Origin of the sequence: Tsukamurella pseudospumae, assembly GCF_001575195.1 — a bacterium.
GTDB lineage: Bacteria > Actinomycetota > Actinomycetes > Mycobacteriales > Mycobacteriaceae > Tsukamurella > Tsukamurella pseudospumae.
Genome location: NZ_LSRF01000058.1, coordinates 961,006 through 985,763 on the forward strand (window position 1 = coordinate 961,006; position 24,758 = coordinate 985,763).

Below are 24,758 nucleotides of genomic sequence, written 5' to 3' on the forward strand. Positions count from 1 at the left end.
ATGCGATCAGATCAGCCGCCGCTTCGTCTCCGCTTAACACCGGATTAAACATGGTCTGAAGAGACGCGGTGCGGGGACTACCGGAACAATGGGCGGCATGGGGAAGAAGAAGCCGCCACCTCCGCTGCCCGATCCGCTCCCGGGCCTCGTCGACGCGCACACGCACCTCGACGGCTGCCGCGCCCGCACGCCCGAGGCCGTGCGGGAGCTGGTCGATCGGTCGGCGTCCGTCGGCGTGGGCCGGGTCGTCACCGTCGCCTGCGATCTCGAGCAGGCCCGGTACGTCATCGACGCGACCCGCTGGGACGATCGGGTCTTCGCCGCGGTGGCCCTGCATCCCACGGATGCGCACCAGCTCGAGGTCGACGGTGCACCGGAGGAGCTCGAGCGGCTCGCGGCCGATCCGCGGTGCGTGGCGATCGGGGAGACCGGGCTGGACTGGTACTGGCTGGGCAAGCGCGAGGACGTGGCCACGCCGGCGCAGCAGCACGCGGCGTTCGAGTGGCACATCGACCTGGCCAAGCGCCTGGGCAAGCCGCTGATGATCCACAACCGCGAGGCCGACGCCGACATCCTGACGGACCTGGAGCGCTTCGGCGCCCCGGAGACCGTGATCTTCCACTGCTTCTCCGGCGACGCTGCCATGGCCCGTGAGTGCGTGGACCGCGGCTACGTGCTCAGCTTCTCCGGCACCGTCACCTTCACCAACGCGACGGCGCTGCAGGAGGCGGCGCGCCTGGTTCCCGACGATCAACTACTCGTCGAGACCGATGCGCCGTATCTCACACCCCACCCGTACCGGGGTGCCCCCAATGAGTCGTACTGCATCCCCTACACCGCCCGATTCCTCGCTGACCTGCGCGGAGTCGCTCCCGAGGAGGTCGCGGCGGCCACCACGGCGACTGCGGAGCGTGTGTTCGGCGCCACATTCGCGGCGTCGAAATGAACAGAAGCTGGCACGCCACCCACTTCTCCGTTACCGTACTGTGATGTAACGGCGACCGAAACGTCGCCGACCGCCGTACCCGGCAGCCCATCCGCAGTACCCGTAGGGAAGTCACCAGTGCCTGAGTTCGACGCAGACGACAACTCCACCATGGTGGATCAGCCGACCGCCCACTCCCGCCGAGGTGCCTTCGCCCCCACCGGGGAGCGCACCGCGGAGTTCGACGTCACCCGGGTCTTCGCCCGGTTCAGCGACCTGCACGAGAAGACGGTCGACCGCGCGATCATCGACCTCGAGGCCGAGGTCTACGGCGATGAGGCGGTGGAGGAGGCCGAGAACCTCACCCACCTGGCCGACGAGGTCGAGCCCCTTCCGTCCCTCGAGGTCTACGACGAGGACGACGAGGTCGAGCCGGCTCCGTCCCTCGAGATCCTCGACGAGGACGACGAGGTCGAGGCTCCTGAGGTCGCAGCCGACGACGCCAAGGGCGGCGTGCTCGGCGGGATCAGCACCCGCCTGGAGAACACGCCGGTCCGCGCCGTCACCGGCGCCATGCTCGTGGCCCTGATGGCCGCCGGCGGCACCGCCGCGGCGCTGTACCAGGACGTCACCGTCACCGTCGACGGGCAGGCCCGCGAGGTCTCGACGATGAGCCGTTCGGTGAAGTCCATCCTGGAGTCCGCGGGCATCGACGCCGGCGCCGCCGACAAGGTGACGCCGGGCCTGAACGAGTCGGTGGCCTCGGGCCAGCCGATCTCCGTGCAGCACGCCCGTGACATCGCGGTCAACGTCAACGGCGCTGTCCGCACGGTCAAGACGACCGACCTCACGATGGGCGCAGCCCTCGCCGACGCCGGCCTCGGCGACGCCAAGAACTTCGTCTCGCTGCCGCTCGACGCGCAGGTCCCGCTCGCGGGCGCCGCGGTGTCCGTGACCACCCCGGTCGCGGCCACCGTCATCGACGCCGGGAAGACGGTCCGCGCGGACGCGGCCGGGCGCACCGTCGGCGAGTACCTGGCGAAGATGGGCGTCCCGCTGATCCAGCAGGACACCGTCACCCCGAGCGCGAACTCGCGGGTCACGCCGGACATGACCATCAAGGTCAGCCGCAACCGGGTCTCGGACGTCACGGTCACCGAGCCGTACACCGCGCCGCCGAAGAAGGTCGACGATCCTAAGCTGACCAACGGCAAGACCCAGATCACGAACCCGGGCAAGCCGGGCACGCAGAGCGTGCAGTACCGCGAGAAGATCGTGGACGGCAAGGTCGTCTCCCGCGAGAAGATCGCCTCGAAGATCCTCGACGCGGGCGTCGCCGGCGTCACCGCCGTCGGCACCGCGCCGGGCGCGCCGTACGTGGCGCCGGGCTCCGTGTGGGACCGCCTCGTGCAGTGCGAGTCCACCGGCAACTGGGCCATCAACACGGGCAACGGTTTCTACGGCGGCGTCCAGTTCGATTACGGCACCTGGCTGCGCCACGGCGGCGGCAAGTACGCGCCCCGCGCCGACCTCGCCACCCGCGAGGAGCAGATCGACATCGCCCGCAAGACCCTCTCCGCGCAGGGCTGGGGCGCCTGGCCCGCCTGCTCGTCGCGCCTCGGCCTGTCCGGCAACTCGGAGTAGCTCGGTAGAGTCACACCGGTGACCGGCGCCGACTTCAAGAACAAGGCACGACTGCTCGGCCCCGCGGAGATCCGCGCGCTGGCCGGGCAGTTGTCCGTTCGCCCCACCAAGACCTTGGGGCAGAACTTCGTGCACGACCCGAACACGGTCCGCAAGATCGTCGCCGCGGCGGACGTCCGGCCCGACGACATCGCCCTCGAGGTGGGCCCGGGTCTGGGATCGCTGACGCTGGCGCTGCTCGACGCCGCCGCCGCCGTGACCGCGATCGAGATCGATCCGGTTCTCGCGGAACAACTCCCGAAGACGGTGGCCGACCGCGCGCCCGAGCTGGCGGGGAACCTCACCGTGATCGGCGAGGACGCGCTCAAGGTCTCGGGTTCGCAGGTCTCCGTCGCGGGATCCCCGACGGTGCTCGTCGCGAACCTCCCGTACAACGTCTCCGTCCCGGTGCTGCTGCACCTGCTGGCCGAGGTCCCGACGCTGCGCACCGTGCTGGTCATGGTGCAGCTGGAGGTGGCGGACCGCCTCGCCGCCGCGCCGGGCTCGCGGGTGTACGGCGTCCCGTCGGTCAAAGCGGCGTACTACGGGCGCGTACGCAAGGCCGGCACCGTCGGGCGGGCGGTGTTCTGGCCCGAGCCCAATGTCGAGTCGGGGCTGGTACGGATCGACCTGCACGGGCCGGACGGTCGCGCCGATGTGGACCGCGCGCAGCTCTGGGCCGCCGTGGACGCCGCCTTCGCGCAGCGTCGGAAGACGCTGCGCGCCGCCCTCGCGGGCTGGGCCGGATCTCCCGCCGCGGCGGAGGAGATCCTGGTCGCCGCGGGCATCGATCCGCGGGAACGCGGCGAGAAGCTGGGTGTGGAGCAGTTCGCCGCGCTCGCCGCCGCGAAGTCCGCGGCCGGACCACGGTCGCCGGCACCGTAGTCTGGAACGCGTGCTCTCCGTGGTCCCGACGCCCCTGACCGTGCGTGCGCCCGCCAAGGTGAACCTCCACCTCGGGGTGGGTGACGTGCGGCCCGATGGTTTTCACGAGCTCGTGACGGTGTTCCAGGCGCTGTCGCTGCACGACGACGTGACCCTGACCCCGGCGGACGAGCTCTCGTTGCACGTCACCGGCGAGGGCGTGCGCGACGTGCCGACCGACCCGACGAACCTGGCCGCCAGGGCCGTGGTAGCCCTCGCCGAGCGGTACGACCGCGACCCCGCGATGCGCATCGACATCGTCAAGGGCATCCCCGTCGCCGGCGGTATGGCGGGCGGGTCCGCGGATGCCGCGGCGGCGCTGCTCGGCGCCGCGACGCTGTGGGGGCTCGAGGTCACCCGGGACGACCTCGACGAGGTCGCCGCGACGCTGGGCTCCGACGTCCCCTTCTCGCTGCACGGGCACACCGCGCTGGGCACGGGCCGCGGGGAGCGGCTGATCCCCGCGCTCGCGCGCGGCGAGTTCCACTGGACCCTGGCGCTGGCCCGCGAGGGCCTGAGCACGCCGGCGGTGTACCGCGAGCTCGACCGGCTGCGGGAGGCGGGGGCCCCGCCGCGCGCCGGCAGTCCCGACGAGCTGCTCGCCGCCGTCGCGTCGGGCGACCCGCACCGGCTGGCGCCGCTGCTCGCCAATGATCTGCAGGCGGCCGCGCTGTCCCTGCAGCCGGGCCTGCGCCGCACGCTGCGCGCGGGCGTGGAGGCGGGCGCGCTGGCCGGCATCGTCTCCGGCAGCGGCCCCACCTGCGCCTTCCTCTGCGCGAGCGCGGACGATGCCGTCGACGTGGGCACCGAGCTCGCCGGCGCGGGGGTGTGCCGGACGGTGCGCGTCGCCTCCGGTCCGGTGCCCGGCGCCACCGTCGTCCCGTAGTCCGTGCGGACCCGGGCCCGACGGCGCCGGGCTACTTCGCGGCGCCCGCGCAGGCGGTCAGCACCGCGGTGATCTGCTGGTCGATCGGGGCGCGGAAGGCGGTGTAGGCGTCGGCGGCGCCGGGTGCGATCTGCCGGGCGCCGGCGACGAGCTCCTTCTCGGCGGTACCCACGGTCTGGAGTGTGGACTGCACGGTCTGCAGGCCGCCCGGGATGAACTGGATCACGGTGCACACGAATCCGGTCAGCGGGTCCGCGGGCGCGGCTGCTGCGGGCTTCGCCGCCGGTTTCGGGGCGGCCGGCTTCGCTGCGGCGGCGGGCTTCGCCGTGGGCTTCGGCGCCGCCTTCGCTGCGGGCGCGGGCGCGGGATGCGGCGCGGGGGCGGTGCCGTGCGGGGCGGCGAACGCGGTTCCGGGGAGCAGGAGGGCGGTGCCCGCTGCGAGCGCAGCGGCGGCGGAGGCGACACGGAGGCGGATCATCGAATCTCGGTTCCCATCTTGTGGTGGCGGTGCGAATGGCACTCGGGGTGAAGGTATCCGACTGTGCTCGATGTTTCGGTCGCCGTCGACATTTGTGGTCGGGGTGCTCGAAAACACCGGCCGTTCGGCCAGGTTCCCTCGGAAAATGCTGTATCGCAATCGCTTTCACGCAAGACCGCAAACCGGTATGGAGCTGCGGATTCAGACGGAATCCGCCCGAATGTCTGTCCGGTTCCGCGATCGGATTGTGCGGCGCGAACAGAATTCGCCGGCGGTGTTGGCGGTGGCGGACGAGGACGCCGGGATTCGTGCGGAACCGGCCCTTGTCATATACCCCCTAGGGGTATAACGTTCGGTGTGTCAGATACCCAGTAGGGGTATCAGCTACCGAGGAGGATCCGATGGACGGCGGCCGGCGGAAGCGGCGCTCGATGAACCCGGCGGCACGGCTGGCGGTCTACGGCGCCGGGCTGGTCGTGGCCTTCGGCGGTGCCTACGGCCTGGCCGGCGCGGTGGTGCCGGACAGCGTGGTGGCGCAGTGGAATCAGGAGAGCGGACAGATGAACGAGCATGCGGGACACGGCGGGGCGACCAGCGAGACCGGGACGGCGGTGCCGAGCCTCAAGGGCGTCGCGCTGAGCGCCGAGGGACTGACGCTGTCGCCGGTCGCCGCGCCGCGGGGCGTCGGGGAGGCGGGCGTGCTGAGCTTCCGGATCGAGGACGCTGCGGGCGCCCCTGTCGCCGCGTACACCACCACCCACGAGAAGGACCTGCACCTGATCGTCGTGCGGTCCGACGGGCGGGACTTCCGGCACGTCCACCCGACGCTCGACCGGGAAACGGGCACGTGGTCCGTGCCGTGGAGCTGGGCCGAGGCCGGCTCGTACCGCGTCTACGCCGATTTCGCCCCGGCCGTCGGCAACGCGGTCACTCTCTCGCGCACGGTGGACGCCGCGGGCACCGTCGAGCCCGCGGATCCCGCGCCTACGCGGACCGCGCAGGTCGACGGGTTCACCGTCACCCTCGACGGCGACCTCGTCGCCGGTGCGTCGAGCCCGGTCGAGCTGCGCGTGACCCGCGACGGTGCGCCGGTCACGACGCTGCAGCCCTACCTCGGCGCCTTCGGGCACCTCGTGGCGCTGCGCCAGGGCGATCTGGCCTTCCTTCACGTACACCCCGAGGGGAACGCGCCGAAGCCGGGCGAGACCGGCGGACCGTCGATCTCCTTCCAAGTGCAGGCGCCCACGGCGGGTCGCTACCTGCTGTACCTGGACTTCCAGGTCGACGGTGCCGTCCGCACCGCGAGCTTCGTGGTCGATGCCGCGGGAGCGGGATCGGCGCCGATCGCCACCCCGCCGGCCGCCGATCACAGCGGCCACTGACCCGAGAACGCGACGAGGAGGAATCGACCATGAGCAGCACCGAGGCCGCTACCGGCGGATCACACGTCGAACTGGACATCGGCGGCATGACCTGCGCATCGTGCGCGAACCGGATCGAGCGCCGGCTCAACAAGATCGAGGGTGTGAGCGCCACGGTCAACTACGCCACGGAGAAGGCGAAGGTCACCGCGCCCGACGGCGTGGACGTGCAGCGGATCATCGACGAGGTCGCCGAGACCGGCTACAGCGCAACGCCGTCCGGGCCCGCGGCGCCGTCGGCCTCGGGCGGCGAGAAGCTCTCCCCGGCCGACCGAGAACTGGAGTCCCTGCGCACCCGGCTGATCGGCGCCGTCGTGCTCGCCGTGCCCGTGATCGCCACGGCGATGGTCCCCGCCCTGCAGTTCACCTACTGGCAGTGGGCATCGCTGGCGCTCGCCGCGCCCGTGATCCTCTGGGGCGCATGGCCCTTCCACAAGGCGGCCTGGACCAACCTCAAGCACGGCACGGCCACGATGGACACGCTCATCTCGATGGGCACGCTGTCCGCGTTCCTGTGGTCGCTGTACGCGCTGTTCCTGGGGACCGCGGGGGAGCCGGGGATGGTGCACCCCTTCAGCTTCACGCTCGCGCCGTCCGCCGGTGCCGCCAACATCTACCTCGAGGTGGCCGCGGGTGTGACGATGTTCATCCTCGCCGGGCGGTACTTCGAGAAGCGCTCCAAGCGCCGGGCGGGCGCGGCGCTGCGCGCGCTGCTGGAGCTCGGCGCGAAGGAGGTCTCGGTCCTGCGTGACGGGGCCGAGGTGAAGGTCCCCGTCGACCTGCTCGCGGTGGGCGACGAGTTCGTCGTGCGCCCCGGCGAGAAGATCGCCACCGACGGCGTGGTCGTCGCCGGTAGCTCGGCCGTCGACGCGTCGATGCTGACGGGGGAGTCCGTGCCGGTCGAGGTCGGTGCGGGAGACGCCGTCACCGGCGCCACCGTGAACGCCGGTGGGCGCCTGGTGGTCCGGGCCGTGCGCGTCGGATCGGACACGCAGCTCGCGCAGATGGCGCGACTCGTCGAGGACGCGCAGACCGGGAAGGCCGAGGTGCAGCGCCTCGCCGACCGGATCTCCGGGTTCTTCGTACCGATCGTCATCGCGATCGCCGCGATCACGTTGGGCGGCTGGCTGGGCGCGGGTTTCCCCGTCGCGGCGGCCTTCACCGCCGCGGTCGCGGTCCTGGTGATCGCCTGCCCGTGCGCGCTCGGCCTCGCCACCCCGACGGCGCTGCTCGTCGGCACCGGCCGCGGCGCCCAGCTGGGCGTCCTCATCAAAGGGCCGGAGGTCCTCGAATCGACCCGGCGCGTGGACACCGTCGTACTCGACAAGACCGGCACCGTGACCACCGGGCGGATGACCCTCGTCGACGTCGTGGCCGAGCCGGGCGTCGAGGCGCAGGACGTGCTGCGGTTCGCCGGCGCGCTCGAGGACGCTTCCGAGCATCCGATCGCGCAGGCCATCGCGGCGGGCGCTCGGGAGAAGGTCGGAACGCTCTCGCCCGTTGAGGGATTCGCGAACGTCGAGGGACAGGGCGTGCAGGGCGTCGTCGACGGCCACGGCGTGATCGTGGGCCGCGAATCGCTGCTCGCCGACTGGGCGCTGACGCTGAGCGACGGTCTCGCGGCGACCAAGGCCGCGGCCGAGGCCCGCGGCGCGACCGTCGTAGCAGTCGGCTGGGACGGCGCGGCGCGGGGGATCCTCGTGGTCTCCGACACCGTGAAACCGACCAGTGCGCAGGCGATCCGGGAATTGCGAGCTCTCGGCCTGACTCCGGTGCTGCTCACCGGCGACAACGTGGCCGCCGCCCGGCACATCGCCGCGCAGGTGGGCATCGACGAGGTGATCGCGGAGGTCATGCCGCAGGACAAGGTCGATGTGGTGACCCGACTGCAGGCGCAGGGCCGCGTGGTCGCGATGGTGGGCGACGGCGTCAACGACGCCCCCGCGCTCGCCGCCGCCGACCTCGGCCTGGCGATGGGCACCGGCACCGACGTGGCGATCGAGGCCTCGGACATCACCCTCGTCCGCGGCGACCTGCGGGCAGCGGTGGACGCGATCCGCCTGTCGCGCAGCACCCTCCGCACCATCAAGACCAATCTGTTCTGGGCCTTCGCCTACAACGTCGCCGCGATCCCGGTGGCCGCCCTGGGCATGCTCAACCCGATGCTCGCCGGTGCGGCGATGGCCTTCTCCAGCGTCTTCGTGGTGGGGAACAGCCTGCGGCTGCGCGGGTTCCGCAGTACGGCGGAGAGCGGCGCAACCGAGAACCCGAATCCTTCCACCACTTCCACTGATCGAGAGGACACCGCCGACATGAGCTGCTGCAGCACGAACTCCAGCGGGCCCGAGGACATCCGGCTGGGCGCCGCACCCACCACCGCGTCCGCGGACGACTCCACCACCTGCCCCGTGATGGTGGGGAACCCCGTGGTCAAGTCCACCGCCGAGGCGCGCGGCCTGTTCCGCGACTACGACGGCGAGCGGTACTTCTTCTGCTGCCCCTCGTGCGCCCCGAAGTTCGACGCCGATCCCGCGAAGTACGCGGCGAACGTCGCCTGACGCGCGGCAGAAGTCGCCGCTCCCCTCAGAAATCGCCCCGCCCCGCGTGTATCCGCGGGGCGAGCGAAGATACCTGCGGGGAGCGGCGATTTCTGCGGGAAGGGGAGAAATCGGCGGCGGCCGGATGACCGCCGCGACTCTCAGCCCTCCAGCGACTCCGACAGCTCCAGCCAGCGCAGTTCCTGCTCGGCCAGCTCGTCCTCGAGGGCGGAGATCTTCTTCATCTCGTCGGCGAGGCCGGCGTAGTCGCCCTGGTCGTGATCGGCCAGGGCGTTCTTCGCCTTCTGGATCTGCTCGCTGAGCTTGGCCATCCGCCGCTCGACGGCGGTGACCTCCTTCTGCGCCGCCCGCAGCTCCGCGCCGCTCAGCCCCGACTCGGGCGCGGTCACCGTCGAACCGGAGGAACCGGACACGGAGGCCGAGCCGGCGCCGCGCTCGGCACGCCGCAGCGCCAGGTACTCGTCGACGCCGCCGGGCAGGTGCCGCAGGCGCCGCTCGAGGATGGCGTACTGCTGGTCGGTGACGCGCTCGAGGAAGTAGCGGTCGTGGCTGACCACGATCAGTGTGCCCGGCCACGAGTCGAGGAGGTCCTCCATCGCGGCGAGCATGTCGGTGTCGAGGTCGTTGGTGGGCTCGTCGAGGATCAGCACGTTCGGCGAGTCCAGGAGGATGAGGAGCAGTTGCAGGCGCCGTTTCTGCCCGCCGGAGAGGTCCTTGACCGGCGTCGAGAGCTGGGCCGACGCGAAGCCCAGCCGCTCGAGCAGCTGCGACGGGGTGAGGTCCTGCGCCTTGGAGCCGCTGCCCACGGTGAAGCTGGTGGCGAGGTTCGCCAGGACCACGCGGACGGGGTCGTTCCAGTGCTCTTCGAGCTCGTCGAGGCGCTGCGTGAGTGTCTGGACCTTGACGGTCTTGCCGCGCTTGACGGTGCCGGACGTGGGCTCGGTGGCACCGTCGATCAGCCCGAGCAGGGTCGACTTGCCGGCCCCGTTGACGCCGAGGACGCCGGTGCGCTCGCCGGGGGCGATGCGCCATTCGACGTCGCTGAGCACCTGCTTCTCGCCGTACGAGACCGAGACATCGAGGATGTCGACCACGTCCTTGCCGAGCCGCGAGACGGCGAGCGACTGCAGCTCCGTCTTGTCGCGGATCTCGGGGACGTCGGAGATGAGGGCGTTCGCCGCGTCGATCCGGAACTTCGGCTTGGAGGTGCGGGCCGGAGCGCCGCGACGCAGCCAGGCCAGCTCCTTGCGCGCGAGGTTCTGCCGCTTCTGCTCGATCGACGCGGCCTGCCGGTCCCGCTCGACGCGCTGCAGGATGTACGCGGCGTACCCGCCCTCGAAGGGTTCGACGATGCGGTCGTGCACCTCCCAGGTGGCGGTGCACACCTCGTCGAGGATCCACCGGTCGTGCGTCACCATGAGCAGGCCGCCCTGGTTCGCGGGCCAGCGGGTCTTGAGGTGGCCGGCGAGCCATTCGATGGCCTCGACGTCGAGATGGTTCGTCGGCTCGTCCAGGATCAGCACGTCGTGCTCGCCCGCGAGGAGCTGCGCGAGCTGCACGCGGCGGCGCTGCCCGCCGGACAGCTCCCCGAGCCGCGCGTCCCACGGTAGGTCCAGGAGCAGGCCGGAGAGGATGTCGCGCACCTTCGGGTCGCCCGCCCACACGTGCTCGGGGGTGTCGCCGACGACCGTGTGCCCGACGGTGTCGCCGTCGTCGAAGAGGTCCGTCTGGGTCAACACGCCCACGCGGACGCCGCCCCGTCGGGTCACGCGTCCGGAGTCGGGCTCGCGCGTACCGGCCAGCATGCCGAGCAGGCTCGACTTGCCGTCGCCGTTGCGGCCGACGATGCCGACCCGGTCGCCCTCGTTGACGCCGAGGGACACCGAATCGAAGACCGTCTTGGTCGGGTACTCGAGGTGCAGCGCATCCGCGCCGAGAAGATTCGCCATCGCCGGTCCAGATTACGCGGGCACCTGGCATACTGATTTAGTTGGATATGCGACCAATCGCGAGGAGTGAGCTGTGAGCGACGCCGAGATCGTCACCACCGTGGTCGGGGGCACCGGCCACATCGAGCTGAACCGTCCGAAGGCGCTCAACGCGCTCACGAGCGACATGGTGCATGCGATCGACGAGGCCCTGCAGGCCTGGGAGTCCGACGATGCCGTCGCGCGCGTCCTCATCACCTCCGCCTCGCCCAAGGCCTTCTGCGCCGGCGGCGACATCCGTGCCATCCGCGATCAGGTCGTGGCGGGGGAGGACTTCACGCCCTTCTTCCGCGACGAGTACGACATGAACCTGCGCCTCGCCGAGTTCCCCAAGCCGGTGGTCGCGCTGATCGACGGCGTGAACATGGGTGGCGGCGTGGGTGTCTCGATCCACGGTTCGCACCGGGTGGTCTCCGAGAAGGCGCTCATCGCGATGCCCGAGGTGGCCATCGGCTTCCTGCCCGACGTGGGTGCCACCCACATCCTGGGCCGGCTGCCGAAGGGTGTCGGCGAGCTCATGGGCATGACCGCCGCGCGGATCGGAGCCGGAGACGCGCTCGCCGTCGGGCTCGCGACGCACTTCGTGCCCTCGGCCGCGATGGCCGACGTGAAGACGGCCCTGCTCGCCGGCCGCGACCTCGACGTGGTCCTCGCCGAGTTCGCCGGCCCGGCCCCCGCGCCGACGCTGCCGCTCGACGCCATCGCCGAGGTCTTCGGCCTGGGCGCGGTGCCGGAGATCCTCTCCGCGCTGGCGACCACCGAGGGGGCGTGGGCGGACACCGCGCGCGAGCAGCTGTCCACAGCGTGCCCGACCTCGGTGTTCGTCACCTTCGGCCTGATCCAGGAGTCCCCGAACCGCACGCTGGCGCAGTGCCTGGCGGAGGAGGCCGTGGTCGGCGCGCGCCTCGTGCGTCGCCCCGACTTCGTTGAGGGCATCCGCGCCGTCCTCATCGACAAGACCCGCGACCCGAAGTTCTCGCCCGCGTCCGTGAACGATGTCGACGAGTCCGAGATCGAGACGATCCTCGGCAGTTGATCAGCCGCGGCCCGCTGCGGCCGCGAGGAAGTCGCGCAGCGCGATGCTGTCGCGGAGGTAGCGATCGTAGGGGAAGTCCCTCTCGGTGAGGGCCTTCTTCAGTTGTGCCGCATAGTCGTTGCTCGACGCGTGGAACAGCTCGGCGCCGTCGTCCGTGAGGCGCACGAGGCGCCGCCGGGCGTGTGCGGGATCGGGTTCGACGGTGACCAGTCCCTCCGGCACCAGCGCGGTCAACATGCGGCTCACGGCCGCATCCGAGACGAGCATGGCCTGTGCGAGTTCGTGCTGCGTGGCCGGCTGGATCTCCTCCAGGGTGCCGAGCAGTCGCATCCGGCTGTAGCTCGGCGCCCCGCGCTCGCCGTGCTCGCGGGTCACGATGCCCAGCAGCATCGTGATGTGGCTCAAGACGTCGCCCAGGCCCTCGGTGGGTTCGCTCATGATTGGAATCCTACCTGAGTCTTGACGACTTAATATTAACTTGTTAAGACTGATGTCATGAACACATCGACGCAATACCTCATCCACTCCGCAACGCCCGTGCTGTTCCCGGTCATCGCCGTGATCGGGGCGTCGATCCGTTCGGCGCGCCGCCCCGGCCGCCGGCTGGAGACCTGGCAGCGCTGGTGGCTCACCTGGGCCGGTGTCGGCGCCGCCTGGGTCGGCATCAGCTTCCTCGTCGCGCCGGACATGATGGCGCACGAGATCGGCTTCCCCATTGGCAACCCCTTCCAGTTCGAGATCGCCTTCACCAATCTCGGCTTCGCGGCCATGGCTCTCGTCCTGGCGTTCCGGTACCCGGAGTTCCGGCTGATGTACGGCGTCGGGTACGCGATCTTCCTGTGGGGCGCGGCCTTCGGGCATCTCTTCCAGTGGTTCGCGCACGGAGATCATCAGCCGGGCAACACCGGCGGGATCCTCGTCGTCGACATCATGGTCCCGGCGGTGATCATCGTCCTGGCGCTGCTGGACCGACGACGCGGCGCACCGTCGAAGACGGTGGCGGCGCATCCGCCGACGGGCGCGACCTCGATCGCATGAGGACGTCGGTTCGGCGACTATGAAAACGTGACCGCCAGCGCCATATCGGACACATGACCGATATGGCACTGGCGGTCACGATTGCACAGTCGGCTGTGGCCGCCCGGACGTCAGGCCAGTCACAGTCAACTGGCTATGTACGGCGAGGCCAGTTCTCGTGAGGATGGATCCCATGATCGTTTCGTGGACCGCGATGGCGGGAATGGTGGTGACGGCGTTGGCCATGGTGCTCACGCCCGGGCCGAACATGATCTACCTCGTCTCCCGCAGTATCAGCCAGGGGCGCACGGCGGGCCTGATCTCGCTGTCCGGCACCGCCGTCGGCTTCGTCGTCTACCTCACGCTGGCCAATGTCGGGCTGGCCGTGGTGTTCGTGGCCGTGCCCTGGCTGTTCATGGGGTTCAAGGCCGCGGGAGCGCTGTACCTCGGCTACCTCGCCTGGCAGGCGCTGCGGCCCGGCGGGCGCGGGCTGTTCGAGACCACCGACCTACCGCGGGACTCGAACGCCAAGCTGTTCCGCATGGGGCTGGTCACGAACCTGCTCAACCCCAAGGCGGCGATCATGTACCTCGCGCTGATCCCGCAGTTCATCGACCCGAGCCGTGGACACACCACCGCGCAGGGCTTCCTCCTCGGCGGCGTGCAGATCACCGTGTCGATGCTGGTCAACGCTGCCATCGTAATCGCGGCCGGCGCGGTGGCCGCTCTGATCGCCCGCCGTCCCGAGTGGGCCGTCTGGCAGCGCCGGATCACGGGCACGCTGCTCGGCGCCGTCGCCCTGCTGTTGGCGCGCGAGGTCCCGCAGCGGGCTCGAGTCTGACCGCCGCGAAATGTGCGGTCGTTCGTACTCATGATCGTCGAGACGAACGACCGCACATTTCGCGTCAGCCCATCTGGTACGTGCCCGTGGCGCTCGCGACCAGCACGTCGCCCGACTCGGAGTACATGTCGCACCGCACGTGGCTCGTCTTCCGTCCCGTCGACAGACGGTGGGCGCGTACCCGCAGCCCGTCCTCGATGAGCGGCGCGATGAAGTTCAGCGACAGCGACGCGGTCACCCCGCGCAGCTTGTCCGGCACCGGGCGTCCGGCCCAGGCGGCCACCATCACGCCGATGTCCGCGGCCGCGGCGATGAGCCCGCCGTGCATCATCGTGCCGACCGTCGTCAGGTCCGGTCGGTACGGCACAAGGAGGGTGGCGGCACCGTCGGAGATGTCCTCCAACTGCACGCCGAGCAGCGCGACGAAGGGTGAGGCCGGCACGAACTGCTTCATGATCTCGGAGCCGTCGGCGGCGCCGGCGTCGAGCTGGTCGGGGGACACGGTCATCTTGATCTCCTAGGCTGACTATGAAAACGAAATATGACTAGGATAGTGTCATGGAATCGCTCCTGGCGGAACCCGTTGACAAGCGTCGCCGGCGCACCCGCTCGGCGCTGCTCGATGCGGCGCGCGTGCTGTTCGCGCGTCCCGGTGGCTACCGCGGAACGTCGGTCGACGAGCTCGCCGCGCAGGCGGATATCGCCCTGACCAGCATCTACTCGAACTTCCCCGGCGGAAAGGCCGACCTTTACGCGGTGCTCGCGTGTCGGGTGGGTAGTGAGCACGTCGATGCGATGGCCGCTGCGGTCGCCGGCGCAAGAGGCGAGGAGGCCGCGCGCCTGGCCTTCGACGAGTACCTCGACTTCCATCGTCGCGAACCGATCGCCTTCCGACTGCTCGGCCTCACCGACGTGCACGGTGAGGACTCGGAGACTGTGCGCGCCGCACGCGCCGAGGTCCGCGGCTACCTGGCCCGCGCTCTCGACGTCGTGATTAACGCGGTCGGCGAGCCCGCAGACACCGCGCGGGCGGAGGTGGTCCAGTGCTGGGCCGGCATCAACGGGCTGCTCGCCCTTGCCGTTCGCGGCCTGATCGACTCCGCCGAGGCCGACGATCTCATCGATGAGGTGCGGCGGCGGTGCGCCGCGAATCTGGGGACGGCGCTCAAGGCTTCGGTCGCGAACCCGCGTACAGCACGAGTTCGTGACCGCAGTGTCGCGAGCTACGAGTAGTCGTAGAAGCCCTTGCCTGCAGCGACCCCGGTGCAGTCCGTGTCGATGTAATTCTCCTTGAGTAACGCAGCGAGCGCCCGGCTGGTCAGTGACGAAATCGCCCCATCGGGTGTACGTTAACCGCATGCGGGCATCCATAGTGATAACTTCACTTCTGGTGCTGTCAGGGTGTGGAAGCCGTGATGTCGAGCCCATCACGTGTGCGGTCGGATCGCAGGTTGCCGGGGCGCACTGTGTCGCAGACATTCGCGAATCCACGGGCTACGACAAAACGGGCCGCAGCGCGCCCGACCTGATCCGATTCGAGTGCCCGGGAAAGCCGTTCTCTGAATGGACGATCTCGCTGTCGCGGTCGGTCGACAGCGCCGAGATCGTCGACGGACGAACTACGAGCGCTTCAGGCCTGACGCCATGGGCGGCGGATACGATTCCGGTCGCCAATACGCCACTGCCGAAAGAACTCTTCTTCGTGCAGCAAGCCGTCAAGGAGTGGAAAGCCGTGATGGCCCGCGAGGATCCGACGACGCGCTGGACGGTCAAGTCCACGGACTCGGGCTTCACGGGCACTCAGTTCCGACGCCATGGCATGGGGCGCGCGTATCGGCTGATCGAATACTCCGTCGCGCGGAGTGTGGCTGGTCCCGCTGCGAAGATCCAGGTCCGCGTGTGGCAGGCCACCGTGTCGCCTCTGGTTCCCGTTTCCATGACCGACGAGGAACGTCGCACGCACTGCGGCTGACCCCGCCACAGGCTGTTGCAGGCTAATCCGCCGCGGCGACCAGCGGCTGGAGCGTAAGAGTGGGGTGCTCCTTCTCGATGTACTGCAGCCGCCACTTGTCGGAGAACAGGGCGAGGAGGGCACCGTCGTTGCGCTCGAAGACCTCCACGCCGCGCTGCAGGTTCAGCTCGTCCGCGCTCGGCGAATCCGTCCGCCGCGCAACGGAGTAGCCGAGGTTCTCGACCTGCACGTCGACATTGAACTCCGTCTTCATCCGGGCGACCACGACCTCGAACTGCATGGGGCCGACCGCGGCCATCACAGGGGAGGCGTCGCCGCGGACGTCGTTGCGCAGCAACTGGACCACGCCCTCCGTGCCGAGCTGCTCGATGCCCTTGCGGAACTGCTTGTACTTGCCGGCCGAGTCGGCGCGGACCACGGCGAAGTGCTCGGGCGCGAACGAGGGGATCGGCGGGAACTGGACCTTGGCACCGTCGTACAGGGTGTCGCCGGGGGCGAGGGCGTTCGCGTTGACCAGGCCCACGACATCGCCGGGGTACGCGGTCTCGACGGTCTCACGGTCACGGCCGACGACCGTCATCGCGTACTTGGTGGCGAAGGGCTTGCCGGTCTGCGCGTGCTGCACGACCATGCCCCGCTCGAACTCTCCGGAGACGATCCGCATGAACGCCAAGCGATCCCGGTGCGCCGAGTCCATGCCGGCCTGCACCTTGAAGACGACGGCGCTGAACGGATCGGTGACCTCGCGCTCCTCGCCGGCGATGCTCTCGCGCGCTGCGGGCGGCGGCGCGAGCTCGACGAGCGACTCGAGAAGCTGGCGCACACCGAAGTTCAGGATCGCCGAGGTGAAGATCACCGGCGAGGTCTGGCCGGCCAGGAACATCTCCTGGTCGTGGCTCTGCCCCATCTCGGTCATGAGCTCGGTCTCCTCGACCGCCTCGGCCCACACATCGCCCTCGCGGTCCAGGGCGGCATCGGTCGAAAGGTGTTCCTCCGGTGCGATCTTCGCGCCGCCGGCGGTGCGGGTGAAGTGGACGTACTCGTCCTTGCGCACGTCGCGGAGGCCACGGAAGTCGCCTGCGATGCCGACGGGCCAGAACAGGGGAGTTGGCGTCAGGCCGATGCGCTCGGAGATCTCGTCGAGCAGCTCCAGTGGGGTGCGACCCGGGCGGTCCCACTTGTTGATCACGGTGATGACCGGGATGCCGCGGTGCCGGCACACCTGGAACAGCTTGAGCGTCTGCGGCTCCAGGCCCTTCGCGGCGTCGATGAGCATCACCGCCGCGTCGACAGCCGTGAGTACGCGGTAGGTGTCCTCGGAGAAGTCGGCGTGGCCGGGGGTGTCGACGAGGTTGATCACCGACGGCTCGGAATCCGCGGCCGCGCTGGAGGAGGTGTAGTTGAACTGCAGCGCCGTCGAGCTCACCGAGATGCCGCGGGCCTTCTCCATCTCCATCCAGTCGGAGACCGTCGACTTGCGGCCGGACTTGCCATGGATCGCGCCCGCCTCGTTGATCACCCGGGCGTGCAGCGCCAGGGCCTCTGTCATCGTGGACTTACCCGCGTCGGGGTGGCTGATGATGGCGAAGGTGCGGCGGCGGGAGACCTCGTCGGCAATGGAACTCACGAGCAGCCAGTCTACCCGTCCGCGCAGGTAGACCCCGCCACGCCCGTCGCCCGAATTCTGTCAGTGGGTCGCTCTACTCTCGGTGTCATGACGAGTCGGGGGACGAGTCGCCGGAGGGGGAAATCTCATGTCGAGAGCCGAAGACGCGCCGATCAGGCAGTTGTCAAGTGCCACTAGACGTAGTTGTCTAGTGTGGGCTGGACGCGTACCGTGACAACGCGAGACGACATGGTGAGAAAGATCCGAAAGGCGACGCGAGAAGCGGGGTTGACGTGGGATCTCGAACGCGAGGGCGGCCGGCATTCGATCTACTCGCTCGATGGGCTGCGGATCCCGATCGGTCGGCACCCCGGCGAGGTCGGAAACCGCTACGCGGAGATGGTCTATCGGCAGTGTGAGCCCAAGCTCGGAAAGGGGTGGTGGCGGTGAAGATCACGGCCACGATGAGTCGCGACGGCCGTTTCTGGCTGGTCCACGTTCCCGAGATCGACCAGTACACGCAGGGGCGGAACCTCAAGGAGGCCGCCGAGATGGCGCGCGACCTCACGGCGACCTGGCTCGACATTCCTCTTGATCAGGTCGACCTGGTGGGGACGACGATCGAGCTACCGGCACCGGTTCGCGTTCACCTGGACAACGCTGAGGAGCAACGCCGCGTCGCCGAGCAGGCGAATCGCGTGGCCGCGCGGGAGAGCCGCGCCGCGGTCGCCGATCTGCGGGCAGCGGGCCTCACCGTTCGTGACATCGGCGCGGCCATCGGACTGTCGCACCAGCGGGTTCAGCAGTTGCTCACGTCCGAGATCGGCGGGGCATCGAGCAGGTAGACCACGTGGTCCGGCGGGTCGACGGGGTTGTCGGGCGGGATGTCGACGTGTCCCACGAGGGTGAAGCCGGCCCGTTCGAGGGCCCGCCAGGAACGGCGGTTGCCGGCCGCGACGGCCACGACCACCCTGTCGCCGCCCAGCTCACCGAAGATGGTCGAGCACATCGCCGCGATCATCGCCGTGCCCAGGCCGCGTCCCGTGGCAGCGGGGGAGCCGATGAGGTAGTCGATGCCCCAGTCGCGGGGGCCGAGGTCGACGATGGTGCCGACCGCGACGGTCTCGGGCTCGTCCGGGTAGTCGATCCAGCGTTGCCGCTGGATCAGCCCGAACGGGGCCCCGGCACCGTCGGCCTCGGTTCCCGCGCCGCCGTCGACCCGATCGGGCCCGCTCGCTCCGCTCCCGGCGCCCAATGCCAGGAAGTCCAGCGAGGGCTCGGCACCGTCGACGGACGGCCCGAAGTCGCGCTCGACGGCCTCGAGGGAGGTCTCGTGGTTCCACCACCGCCGATTGTGCGACTCGCCGAGCCACGCCGCGAGGAGACCGAAGTCCTCGCGGGTGACCCGGCGGAAGGTGATCACCAGGCGTGCACCGTGTTCTGCGCGGCCTCGAGGCCGTCGCGGATGAGCAGCTCGACCGCGTCGGCGGCGTTGGTGACCAGGAGCGGCACCTCGGGCTTCTCGGTCTTGGCGAAGGGCTTGAGCACGTAGTCCGCGGGATCCTGCCGGCCCGGCGGCCGGCCGATCCCGGCCCGCACGCGCAGGTAGTCCTTCGTGCCCAGGTGCTGGGTCAGCGAGCGCAGGCCGTTGTGCCCGCCCTCGCCGCCGCCGCGCTTGAGCCGGACCAGACCGAAGTCGATGTCCAGCTCGTCGTGCACGGCGATGACGTCGGTCGGCTCGACCGAGTAGAACCGGGCCAGCGCGCCCACCGGCTCGCCGGAGAGGTTCATGTAGGACTGCGGCTTCGCCAGGTACACCTGGCGGCCGACGAGCCGCGCGCCCGCGACCTCCGCCCCCGACTTCTTGTGCCGGGAGAAGGAGGTGCGGGCGCGCGATGCGAGCTCGTCGACCACGTCGAAGCCGATGTTGTGCCGGGTCCCGGCGTACTTCTCGCCGGGGTTGCCCAGCCCCACGACGATGAGTGGCCGGTCGGTCATCGAACTACTCGGCAGCCTCGGCGGCGGCCTCGTCGGCCTCGTCGGCGGCGGCCGCGATCTCGGTGACGTTGACGACCAGGGCGTCGGCGTCGGTGAGCACGGAGACGCCCGCGGGCACCTCGAGCTGACCGGCGGTGATCTGCGTGCCGGCCTCGAGCTTGTGCACGTTGACCACGATGTTCTCGGGGATGCTCAGCGCGTCGGCCTCGATCTCGACCTCGTTGAGCTCCTGCGCGACCTGGGTGCCGCCGGCGGGCTCGCCCTCGACGACGACGCCGACGGACACGGTGACCTTCTCGCCCTTCTTGATCACCAGGAGGTCGGTGTGCTCGATGTAGTTGCGCAGCGGGTGCACGACGACCTGCTTGGTCAGCGCGAGCTGCTCCTTGCCGTCGATGTCCAGGTTCAGCACGGCGTTGACGCCGTCCTTGCGCAGGATCGCCGAGAACTCACGGGCGACGACGGTGAAGTGCTGCGGGTCGGTGCCGTGACCGTAGAGCACGACGGGCACGAGGCCGTCGCGGCGGGCGCGGCGCGCGGCGCCCTTGCCGAACTCGGTACGGACGGTGGCGACGAGCTTGTTGGTGTCAGACATGATGCTCCTGCTGCGGTGTATCGGCCTCGACGATGTCGAGGCGGCCCGCACTGCATCGCTCGCGGAATCCGCGGGGAGAAGTGCCGTTCGCGTCGATCACGGCGGCCGGGGCCGCCCTCGCCGAGAAGGTCGCAGGAGAGTCTACCGAACGCCCCGCTCAGGAGTGAAATCGAAGTTTCGCCGTTCCGTCATGTCCAGTTCGTGCGGCGTCCACGCCACATCGGCACCATCGACCCCGTGAACAACTTCCCGCTGTGGTCGCCGCAGGACGTCGCCGAGCGTTTCGTCGATGCCCTGGGCAGCGGCGACTACGAGATCGCCGAGCAGCTCCTGGCGAAGAACGTGGTCTACCGGCGTACCGGCGGCAGGCCGCTGCGGGGCCGCGCGGCGATCGCGCGGCACTTCCGCTGGCACGCGCGCACGCGGGTCGCCATGCAGGCGGTCCTGCTCGCCTCCGAGCAGTCCGACGGTGCCGCGCTCACCGAGCGCGTGACCGCCCTCGTCTACGGACCGTTGTGCTTCCAGTTCCGGGTGCACGGCACGTTCGAGGTCGACGGGGGCCGCATCGTCGCGTGGCGCGACGAGGCCGACGTGCGCGACGTGGCCAAAGCGGTCGCCCGAGCCGTCGCCGGCGCCGTCTACGCCCCGGCGCGGCCGACCCTTCCGCGCGCCGCGGTGTGACGGGAAGCATCCGACCCCGGCCCGGCGTTGCACCCAGCATGACGACTCTGGGCAGGTTGGGAATCTGGCGCGGCGCCACGCAGGTCGACGGTGCCTTCGCCGATCGGGCGGAACGATTGGGCTACGGCACGGTGTGGCTGGGCGGGTCGCCGGGCGGCGACCTGGCGGTGGTGGATGCCCTGCTGGAGGCCACCGAGAACCTGGTGGTCGCGACGGGCATCCTCAACATCTGGCAGGACGACGCCCGCTCGGCGGCCGCCGCCTTCCACCGCATCGACAAGCTGCACCCGGGCCGGTTCGTGCTCGGTATCGGCGCGGGCCACCGCGAGGCCACCGCCGATTACCGCACCCCCTACCAGGCGCTCGTCGATTACCTGGACGTGCTCGCCGCGGAGGGCGTGCCGAAGGAGCAGACGGTGCTCGCGGCCCTCGGACCCAAGGTGCTGCGGCTCGCCGCCGACCGCACCGCCGGGGCGCATCCGTACCTGTCCACGCCCGATCACACGCGGCAGGCCCGCGAGATCCTCGGCGTCGGGGTGCTGCTCGCGCCGGAGCAGAAGATCGTCCTCGACGAGGACGACGCTCGCGGTCGGGCGACCGGACGGCGCACCGTCGAGTTCTACCTGGGCCTGCGTAACTACGTCGCCAACCTGCGCCGTCTCGGCTTCGACGATGCCGACCTCGCGAAACCGGGCAGCGACCGCCTCGTGGACGTGCTGGCCGTGCACGGCGACGGCGACGCCGTTGCGGCGGGCGTTCGAGCCCATCTCGACGCCGGTGCCGACCACGTGGCGGTGCAGGCGCTGGGCGACGATCCGTGGCCGGCGCTCGAGGCCGTGGCGCACCGTCTGGCCTGAGTTCCGCCGCCCGGACTCCGCGTGGATGGGGCACGATGATGCTCGTGGATCTCAAAGCCGAAGCTGCCGCTCATCTCATCGACTTCACGAAGGAGTCCTTCACGTCGGACGGCGTGACGCACGACCTGTACCGAAAGGGAACGGGACCTGCGGTGATCGTGATCGCCGAGATCCCCGGCATCACCCCGAAGGTGCTGGACTTCGCGCGCAAGGTCGTGGACGCGGGGTTCACTGCGGTGCTGCCGCACCTGTTCGGCACGCCCGGCCTGGACGCCGCGAACCCCAAGGCGATCGGCTATGCCGGGACGGCGAAGAGCATGGCCAAGCTCGCCGGCTCGCTGTGCGTGAGCCGCGAGTTCACCATCCTCGCGACCGGCAAGTCCTCGCCCGTGGTGACGTGGCTGCGCGCGCTCGCCCGGAAGGAGCACGAGCGCTGCGGAGGGAAGGGCGTCGGCGCCGTGGGCATGTGTTTCACCGGCGGCTTCGCGCTCGGCATGGCCGTCGACGACGTGATGCTCGCGCCCGTGCTCAGCCAGCCCTCGCTGCCCTTCCGGCCCATCCCCGGCACCGGCCGCACCATCGACATCTCGCCCCAGGACCTCGACACGGTGAAGGTGCGGTGCGCCAAGCAGGGGCTTAAGGTCATGGGCCTGCGGTTCAAGAGCGACTTCATGGTGCCCGGCGAGCGTTTCGACTTCCTCCGCGAACAGCTCGGCGACGGCTTCATCGCCGTCGAACTCGACGACGCCGACGCCAACCCCGACGCCCTGACCCCGCCGCACTCGGTGTTGACGGAGCACCTCATCGACGAGCCCGGGCAGCCCACGCGTCGGGCCCTGGACGATGTGATCCAGCTGTTCCACGACACGCTGGTGTGAGGGCGCAACTCGCCGAAGCGGGTCGCCTGGGCTGGATAGCGGGAGATACCTAACCCGATGTCCACCACGTGGGGGCGACCTCTGCTGGAGGCAACTGGGAGATGTCACTGTCGTCGAGCCGCACGGTTACGCCGTGGGCGGGGCTCGCGTCGATCGTCAGCGTGTTCCATCTCGCACCGGTATCGCTGCCGCCGCGATACCGGTGCCTTGTCAGCAGTTGCTGAACTCGGGCCGTGACCGGAACTCGGAAGGTTCCGGAGGAGGTTGCCATTGTGACCGATGCCGATTGGTGGCGTTCGCCCACAGATTGAAACTCTCCGTGGAGCGATTGCCAGTACTGCGATCCCTGTGCGACGAGTAGCTCCACGATCTGCCGGATCGTTGCGTCATCCACCGTGCGGTCGTCAGTAGGAGCGGGATCCACCCTCGTTGCGCCCAGAGGGATTGGGGGCGTTGAGGAAGCTGGCGCCCGCATCATTGTGGGGACGTCGCGTGGGTCTGGCTGCTCGGACGGTGACAGTGTGGCATGTGACATGCGCGCGACCGCTGCGGTCAATTCTTCCGAGAACTTGCGAGAGGTGCGGAACCGCTGCAGCGGCTCCTTGGCCAGCGCACGGGCTATGACGTCGTTGAGTGGCGTGAGTGCGGGGTCGGCATCTCCGACGTGGGGGGTGGGGCCGGTGATGTGGGCCATCATCAACGCGCCTGGATTTTGGCCGGCGAAAGGTGGCCTGCCGGTGAGTAATTGATACGCGGTGGCGGCGAGGGAGTACTGGTCGGATTGGGGGACGACGCCGCCGCCGGTCAGCGACTCGGGTGGGGCGTAGGTGAGGGTGCCGATGAACGCATTGGTGGCCGTGAGATGGGTGCCGTCCATGAGTTTGGCGATGCCGAAGTCGAGAACAGTCACTCTGACGATCAGGCCGGTGAGGTCCCGCCGGACGATGATGTTGGCGGGCTTGATGTCTCGGTGGATGACGCCGCGGGAGTTGGCTTAGTCGACGGCGTCGGCGACGCGTTCGACGATGGTGGCCACTTCGGCGGGTGGGAGCGCACCGGCGCGGACGAGATCCTCGCCCTCGAGGTGGCTCATGGTGAACCACGCGGCATCGCTCTCGATGCCGTACGCGTAGACGGTCACGATGTTCGGGTGGTCGAGCCCGGCGGCGGTCTGGGCTTCGGTGGTGAACCGGCGGGCGAAGTCGTCGCCCGCGCCGGATGTGGATACGACCTTCATCGCTTCCAGCCGGCGCAGGTTCGGGTTCTCCACGAGCCAGACCTGGCCCATGCCGCCCGCGCCGAGCTTGCGCACGACCCGATACCCGGCGAACTCGCCACCCTCACGCAGATCCATCGCGCCGTTCCCCCGTCCCTCGGCGAGCACGCTACTCGCCCTGCGCGACGGTCCGCCCGATCGCCCGGCGATCGTCGCCGTCGGAGACGGTATCGACTCGACCTTGCGGTGCGGTTGTTCGCAGCTTGCGCCGCAAGGTTATGCACCCGGCGTATGACCTCCGGGTGTTCGTGCAGGTCAGAGGATATGCGCCGCGCGCATCGCCGACAGGACTGACACACCCCCGATCGTTCGCGCGTCAGTCCGCGTCCCCATCCCACGTCCCGCCCGCGCCCCGGGCCTGCGGTGCGGTCGCCCCGCGGCACCGTCGGCGCCCTAGCCGTTCGTCGGCCGCCCTCCGATGACGTCGTCCCAGCGCTTCCGGACCGGTCCCCACCGCCTGTCGAAATCCTTGGCCCGCGTCGCCGCGCAGGCCATCTTCGCAGGGGAGTAGAACCAGCGGGCCCAAGGGGAAGTGGGGCGGGCGAGGCGCACGGCCGCGACCCAGGTGACGGGCCACGCGAACAGCCCGACGAGCGCCGTCGGGTACTTGCCCTTGAGCGCGGTGACGGCCACAAGCAGCAGGTGCACCACGAGCAGCGTGGCGACGCCGCCGCGTACCCACCGCTCGGTGTCGCCGAGCCCCGCAACGTTCGCGGGCGACACCCCGACCACCGCGAGCCCGACGCACGCCGCCGCCAGCGTCACCATGTTCACGGACAGCTGGCCCTCCTGCGACCAGTACACGTCCTTGAGGTGGAAGATCATCGCGAACTCGTCGAGCACCAGCGATGCGCCGACGCCGACGAGCAGCGCAGCCAGGTAGGCCCACGGCGGGCGGCCCACCGCGCCGACGGCAGTGAACGCGCCGGCCACCAGCAGGATCAACCCCGGTGTCGAGTGGTGCAGATGCACCCCGCCGGCGCTGACGTTGTGGAAAGGGCCGCGGCCCGCCCGGATCATCCGGGTGATGGTCCGGGTGGCCGTGAACGTGATCACGAACGCGACGAAACTCAACAGCAACGGGCCCTTCTGGGCGCCGATGACCTCGTCGTGCCACCACTGGGTGAGCCCGTCCACG

24 protein-coding genes and 1 pseudogene are annotated in these 24,758 nt (G+C 69.9%); 15 read left to right on the forward strand and 10 right to left on the reverse strand.

Annotated elements, in window-relative coordinates:
• Nucleotides 1–97 precede the first annotated feature (97 nt).
• From AXK60_RS23190 to AXK60_RS23205, 4 genes are all read left to right on the forward strand, one after another.
• Nucleotides 98–946: a TatD family hydrolase gene (locus AXK60_RS23190; RefSeq protein ID WP_068575312.1), complete on the forward strand. Its 849-nt coding sequence runs from the start codon at nt 98–100 to the stop codon at nt 944–946.
• A gap of 117 nt (nt 947–1,063) precedes the next feature.
• Nucleotides 1,064–2,569, forward strand: a complete 1,506-nt coding sequence (locus AXK60_RS27865) for a resuscitation-promoting factor (protein ID WP_139058102.1) — start codon at nt 1,064–1,066, stop codon at nt 2,567–2,569.
• Between the two features lie 18 nt (nt 2,570–2,587).
• On the forward strand, nt 2,588–3,493 hold the full coding sequence (rsmA, locus tag AXK60_RS23200) for a 16S rRNA (adenine(1518)-N(6)/adenine(1519)-N(6))-dimethyltransferase RsmA (protein ID WP_068574901.1): 906 nt from the start codon (nt 2,588–2,590) through the stop codon (nt 3,491–3,493).
• A gap of 10 nt (nt 3,494–3,503) precedes the next feature.
• Nucleotides 3,504–4,418, forward strand: a complete 915-nt coding sequence (locus AXK60_RS23205; RefSeq protein WP_068574902.1) for a 4-(cytidine 5'-diphospho)-2-C-methyl-D-erythritol kinase — start codon at nt 3,504–3,506, stop codon at nt 4,416–4,418.
• 31 nt (nt 4,419–4,449) lie between these two features.
• Here AXK60_RS23205 and AXK60_RS27245 read toward each other — a convergent pair whose 3' ends face one another.
• The gene (locus tag AXK60_RS27245; protein ID WP_068574903.1) at nt 4,450–4,896 is read right to left on the reverse strand and encodes a hypothetical protein; all 447 of its coding nucleotides are present in this window, start codon (nt 4,894–4,896) and stop codon (nt 4,450–4,452) included.
• A gap of 431 nt (nt 4,897–5,327) precedes the next feature.
• Here AXK60_RS27245 and AXK60_RS23215 point away from each other — a divergent pair, with 431 nt between their 5' ends.
• Both AXK60_RS23215 and AXK60_RS23220 read left to right on the forward strand, forming a co-directional pair.
• Nucleotides 5,328–6,278 carry a heavy metal-binding domain-containing protein gene (locus AXK60_RS23215; RefSeq protein ID WP_068575314.1) on the forward strand — a complete coding sequence of 317 codons (951 nt, stop codon included), beginning with the start codon at nt 5,328–5,330 and terminating at the stop codon, nt 6,276–6,278.
• A 29-nt stretch (nt 6,279–6,307) separates the two neighbouring features.
• Nucleotides 6,308–8,875 (forward strand): heavy metal translocating P-type ATPase, encoded by a 2,568-nt coding sequence (locus AXK60_RS23220; protein WP_082778209.1) that lies wholly within the window; start codon nt 6,308–6,310, stop codon nt 8,873–8,875.
• 140 nt (nt 8,876–9,015) lie between these two features.
• On the opposite strand, the gene AXK60_RS23225 is transcribed toward AXK60_RS23220, so the two are convergent.
• Nucleotides 9,016–10,824: an ABC-F family ATP-binding cassette domain-containing protein gene (locus AXK60_RS23225; protein WP_068574904.1), complete on the reverse strand. Its 1,809-nt coding sequence runs from the start codon at nt 10,822–10,824 to the stop codon at nt 9,016–9,018.
• A 73-nt stretch (nt 10,825–10,897) separates the two neighbouring features.
• Here AXK60_RS23225 and AXK60_RS23230 point away from each other — a divergent pair, with 73 nt between their 5' ends.
• Nucleotides 10,898–11,899, forward strand: a complete 1,002-nt coding sequence (locus AXK60_RS23230; protein WP_068574905.1) for an enoyl-CoA hydratase/isomerase family protein — start codon at nt 10,898–10,900, stop codon at nt 11,897–11,899.
• Here AXK60_RS23230 and AXK60_RS23235 read toward each other — a convergent pair whose 3' ends face one another.
• The gene (locus AXK60_RS23235) at nt 11,900–12,337 is read right to left on the reverse strand and encodes a MarR family winged helix-turn-helix transcriptional regulator (protein ID WP_068574906.1); all 438 of its coding nucleotides are present in this window, start codon (nt 12,335–12,337) and stop codon (nt 11,900–11,902) included. It abuts the gene before it with no gap.
• A 57-nt stretch (nt 12,338–12,394) separates the two neighbouring features.
• Between AXK60_RS23235 and AXK60_RS23240 the strand changes: the two genes are divergently transcribed.
• Entirely contained in the window at nt 12,395–12,937 is a 543-nt protein-coding gene (locus AXK60_RS23240; RefSeq protein WP_068747040.1) for a DUF6790 family protein, read from the forward strand.
• Between the two features lie 175 nt (nt 12,938–13,112).
• Nucleotides 13,113–13,757, forward strand: coding sequence for a LysE family translocator (locus AXK60_RS23245; RefSeq protein WP_197466906.1), 645 nt, complete (start codon nt 13,113–13,115; stop codon nt 13,755–13,757).
• 64 nt (nt 13,758–13,821) lie between these two features.
• Here AXK60_RS23245 and AXK60_RS23250 read toward each other — a convergent pair whose 3' ends face one another.
• The gene (locus tag AXK60_RS23250; RefSeq protein WP_068574908.1) at nt 13,822–14,265 is read right to left on the reverse strand and encodes a PaaI family thioesterase; all 444 of its coding nucleotides are present in this window, start codon (nt 14,263–14,265) and stop codon (nt 13,822–13,824) included.
• A 50-nt stretch (nt 14,266–14,315) separates the two neighbouring features.
• Here AXK60_RS23250 and AXK60_RS23255 point away from each other — a divergent pair, with 50 nt between their 5' ends.
• Nucleotides 14,316–14,990: a TetR/AcrR family transcriptional regulator gene (locus tag AXK60_RS23255; protein ID WP_068747039.1), complete on the forward strand. Its 675-nt coding sequence runs from the start codon at nt 14,316–14,318 to the stop codon at nt 14,988–14,990.
• Nucleotides 14,991–15,114: 124 nt separating this feature from the next.
• Nucleotides 15,115–15,729 (forward strand): hypothetical protein, encoded by a 615-nt coding sequence (locus tag AXK60_RS26670; protein ID WP_139058105.1) that lies wholly within the window; start codon nt 15,115–15,117, stop codon nt 15,727–15,729.
• Between the two features lie 22 nt (nt 15,730–15,751).
• Here the strand turns inward: AXK60_RS26670 and AXK60_RS23265 are convergent, their stop codons facing one another.
• Nucleotides 15,752–17,356: a peptide chain release factor 3 gene (locus AXK60_RS23265; RefSeq protein WP_068574910.1), complete on the reverse strand. Its 1,605-nt coding sequence runs from the start codon at nt 17,354–17,356 to the stop codon at nt 15,752–15,754.
• A 425-nt stretch (nt 17,357–17,781) separates the two neighbouring features.
• On the opposite strand from AXK60_RS23265, the gene AXK60_RS23275 reads away from it, so the two are divergent.
• Entirely contained in the window at nt 17,782–18,180 is a 399-nt protein-coding gene (locus tag AXK60_RS23275; protein WP_139058107.1) for a type II toxin-antitoxin system HicB family antitoxin, read from the forward strand.
• Here AXK60_RS23275 and AXK60_RS23280 read toward each other — a convergent pair.
• The 3 genes from AXK60_RS23280 to AXK60_RS23290 are packed head-to-tail and all read right to left on the reverse strand — an operon-like array spanning nt 18,135 to nt 19,928.
• Nucleotides 18,135–18,758, reverse strand: a complete 624-nt coding sequence (locus AXK60_RS23280; RefSeq protein WP_068747037.1) for a GNAT family N-acetyltransferase — start codon at nt 18,756–18,758, stop codon at nt 18,135–18,137. The two genes, AXK60_RS23275 and AXK60_RS23280, sit on opposite strands and share 46 nt — an antisense overlap.
• Nucleotides 18,755–19,333 carry an aminoacyl-tRNA hydrolase gene (pth, locus tag AXK60_RS23285; protein WP_068574914.1) on the reverse strand — a complete coding sequence of 193 codons (579 nt, stop codon included), beginning with the start codon at nt 19,331–19,333 and terminating at the stop codon, nt 18,755–18,757. Before pth ends, AXK60_RS23280 begins: the two co-directional genes overlap by 4 nt.
• A gap of 4 nt (nt 19,334–19,337) precedes the next feature.
• Nucleotides 19,338–19,928, reverse strand: coding sequence for a 50S ribosomal protein L25/general stress protein Ctc (locus AXK60_RS23290; RefSeq protein ID WP_068574915.1), 591 nt, complete (start codon nt 19,926–19,928; stop codon nt 19,338–19,340).
• 237 nt (nt 19,929–20,165) lie between these two features.
• On the opposite strand from AXK60_RS23290, the gene AXK60_RS23295 reads away from it, so the two are divergent.
• From AXK60_RS23295 to AXK60_RS23305, 3 genes are read left to right on the forward strand one after another with little or no spacing between them, the layout of a single operon-like run.
• Nucleotides 20,166–20,609 (forward strand): limonene-1,2-epoxide hydrolase family protein, encoded by a 444-nt coding sequence (locus AXK60_RS23295; RefSeq protein ID WP_175400098.1) that lies wholly within the window; start codon nt 20,166–20,168, stop codon nt 20,607–20,609.
• Between the two features lie 38 nt (nt 20,610–20,647).
• Nucleotides 20,648–21,466, forward strand: coding sequence for an LLM class F420-dependent oxidoreductase (locus AXK60_RS23300; RefSeq protein ID WP_068574917.1), 819 nt, complete (start codon nt 20,648–20,650; stop codon nt 21,464–21,466).
• 38 nt (nt 21,467–21,504) lie between these two features.
• Nucleotides 21,505–22,344: a dienelactone hydrolase family protein gene (locus AXK60_RS23305; RefSeq protein ID WP_068575315.1), complete on the forward strand. Its 840-nt coding sequence runs from the start codon at nt 21,505–21,507 to the stop codon at nt 22,342–22,344.
• A gap of 49 nt (nt 22,345–22,393) precedes the next feature.
• On the opposite strand, the pseudogene AXK60_RS23310 reads toward AXK60_RS23305, so the two are convergent.
• Together AXK60_RS23310 and AXK60_RS23320 are read right to left on the reverse strand one after the other, a co-directional pair.
• A pseudogene (locus AXK60_RS23310) lies at nt 22,394–23,698 on the reverse strand (serine/threonine-protein kinase).
• Nucleotides 23,699–24,013: 315 nt separating this feature from the next.
• Nucleotides 24,014–24,757: a hypothetical protein gene (locus AXK60_RS23320; protein WP_068574920.1), complete on the reverse strand. Its 744-nt coding sequence runs from the start codon at nt 24,755–24,757 to the stop codon at nt 24,014–24,016.
• Between the last annotated feature and the right edge of the window lies 1 nt (nt 24,758).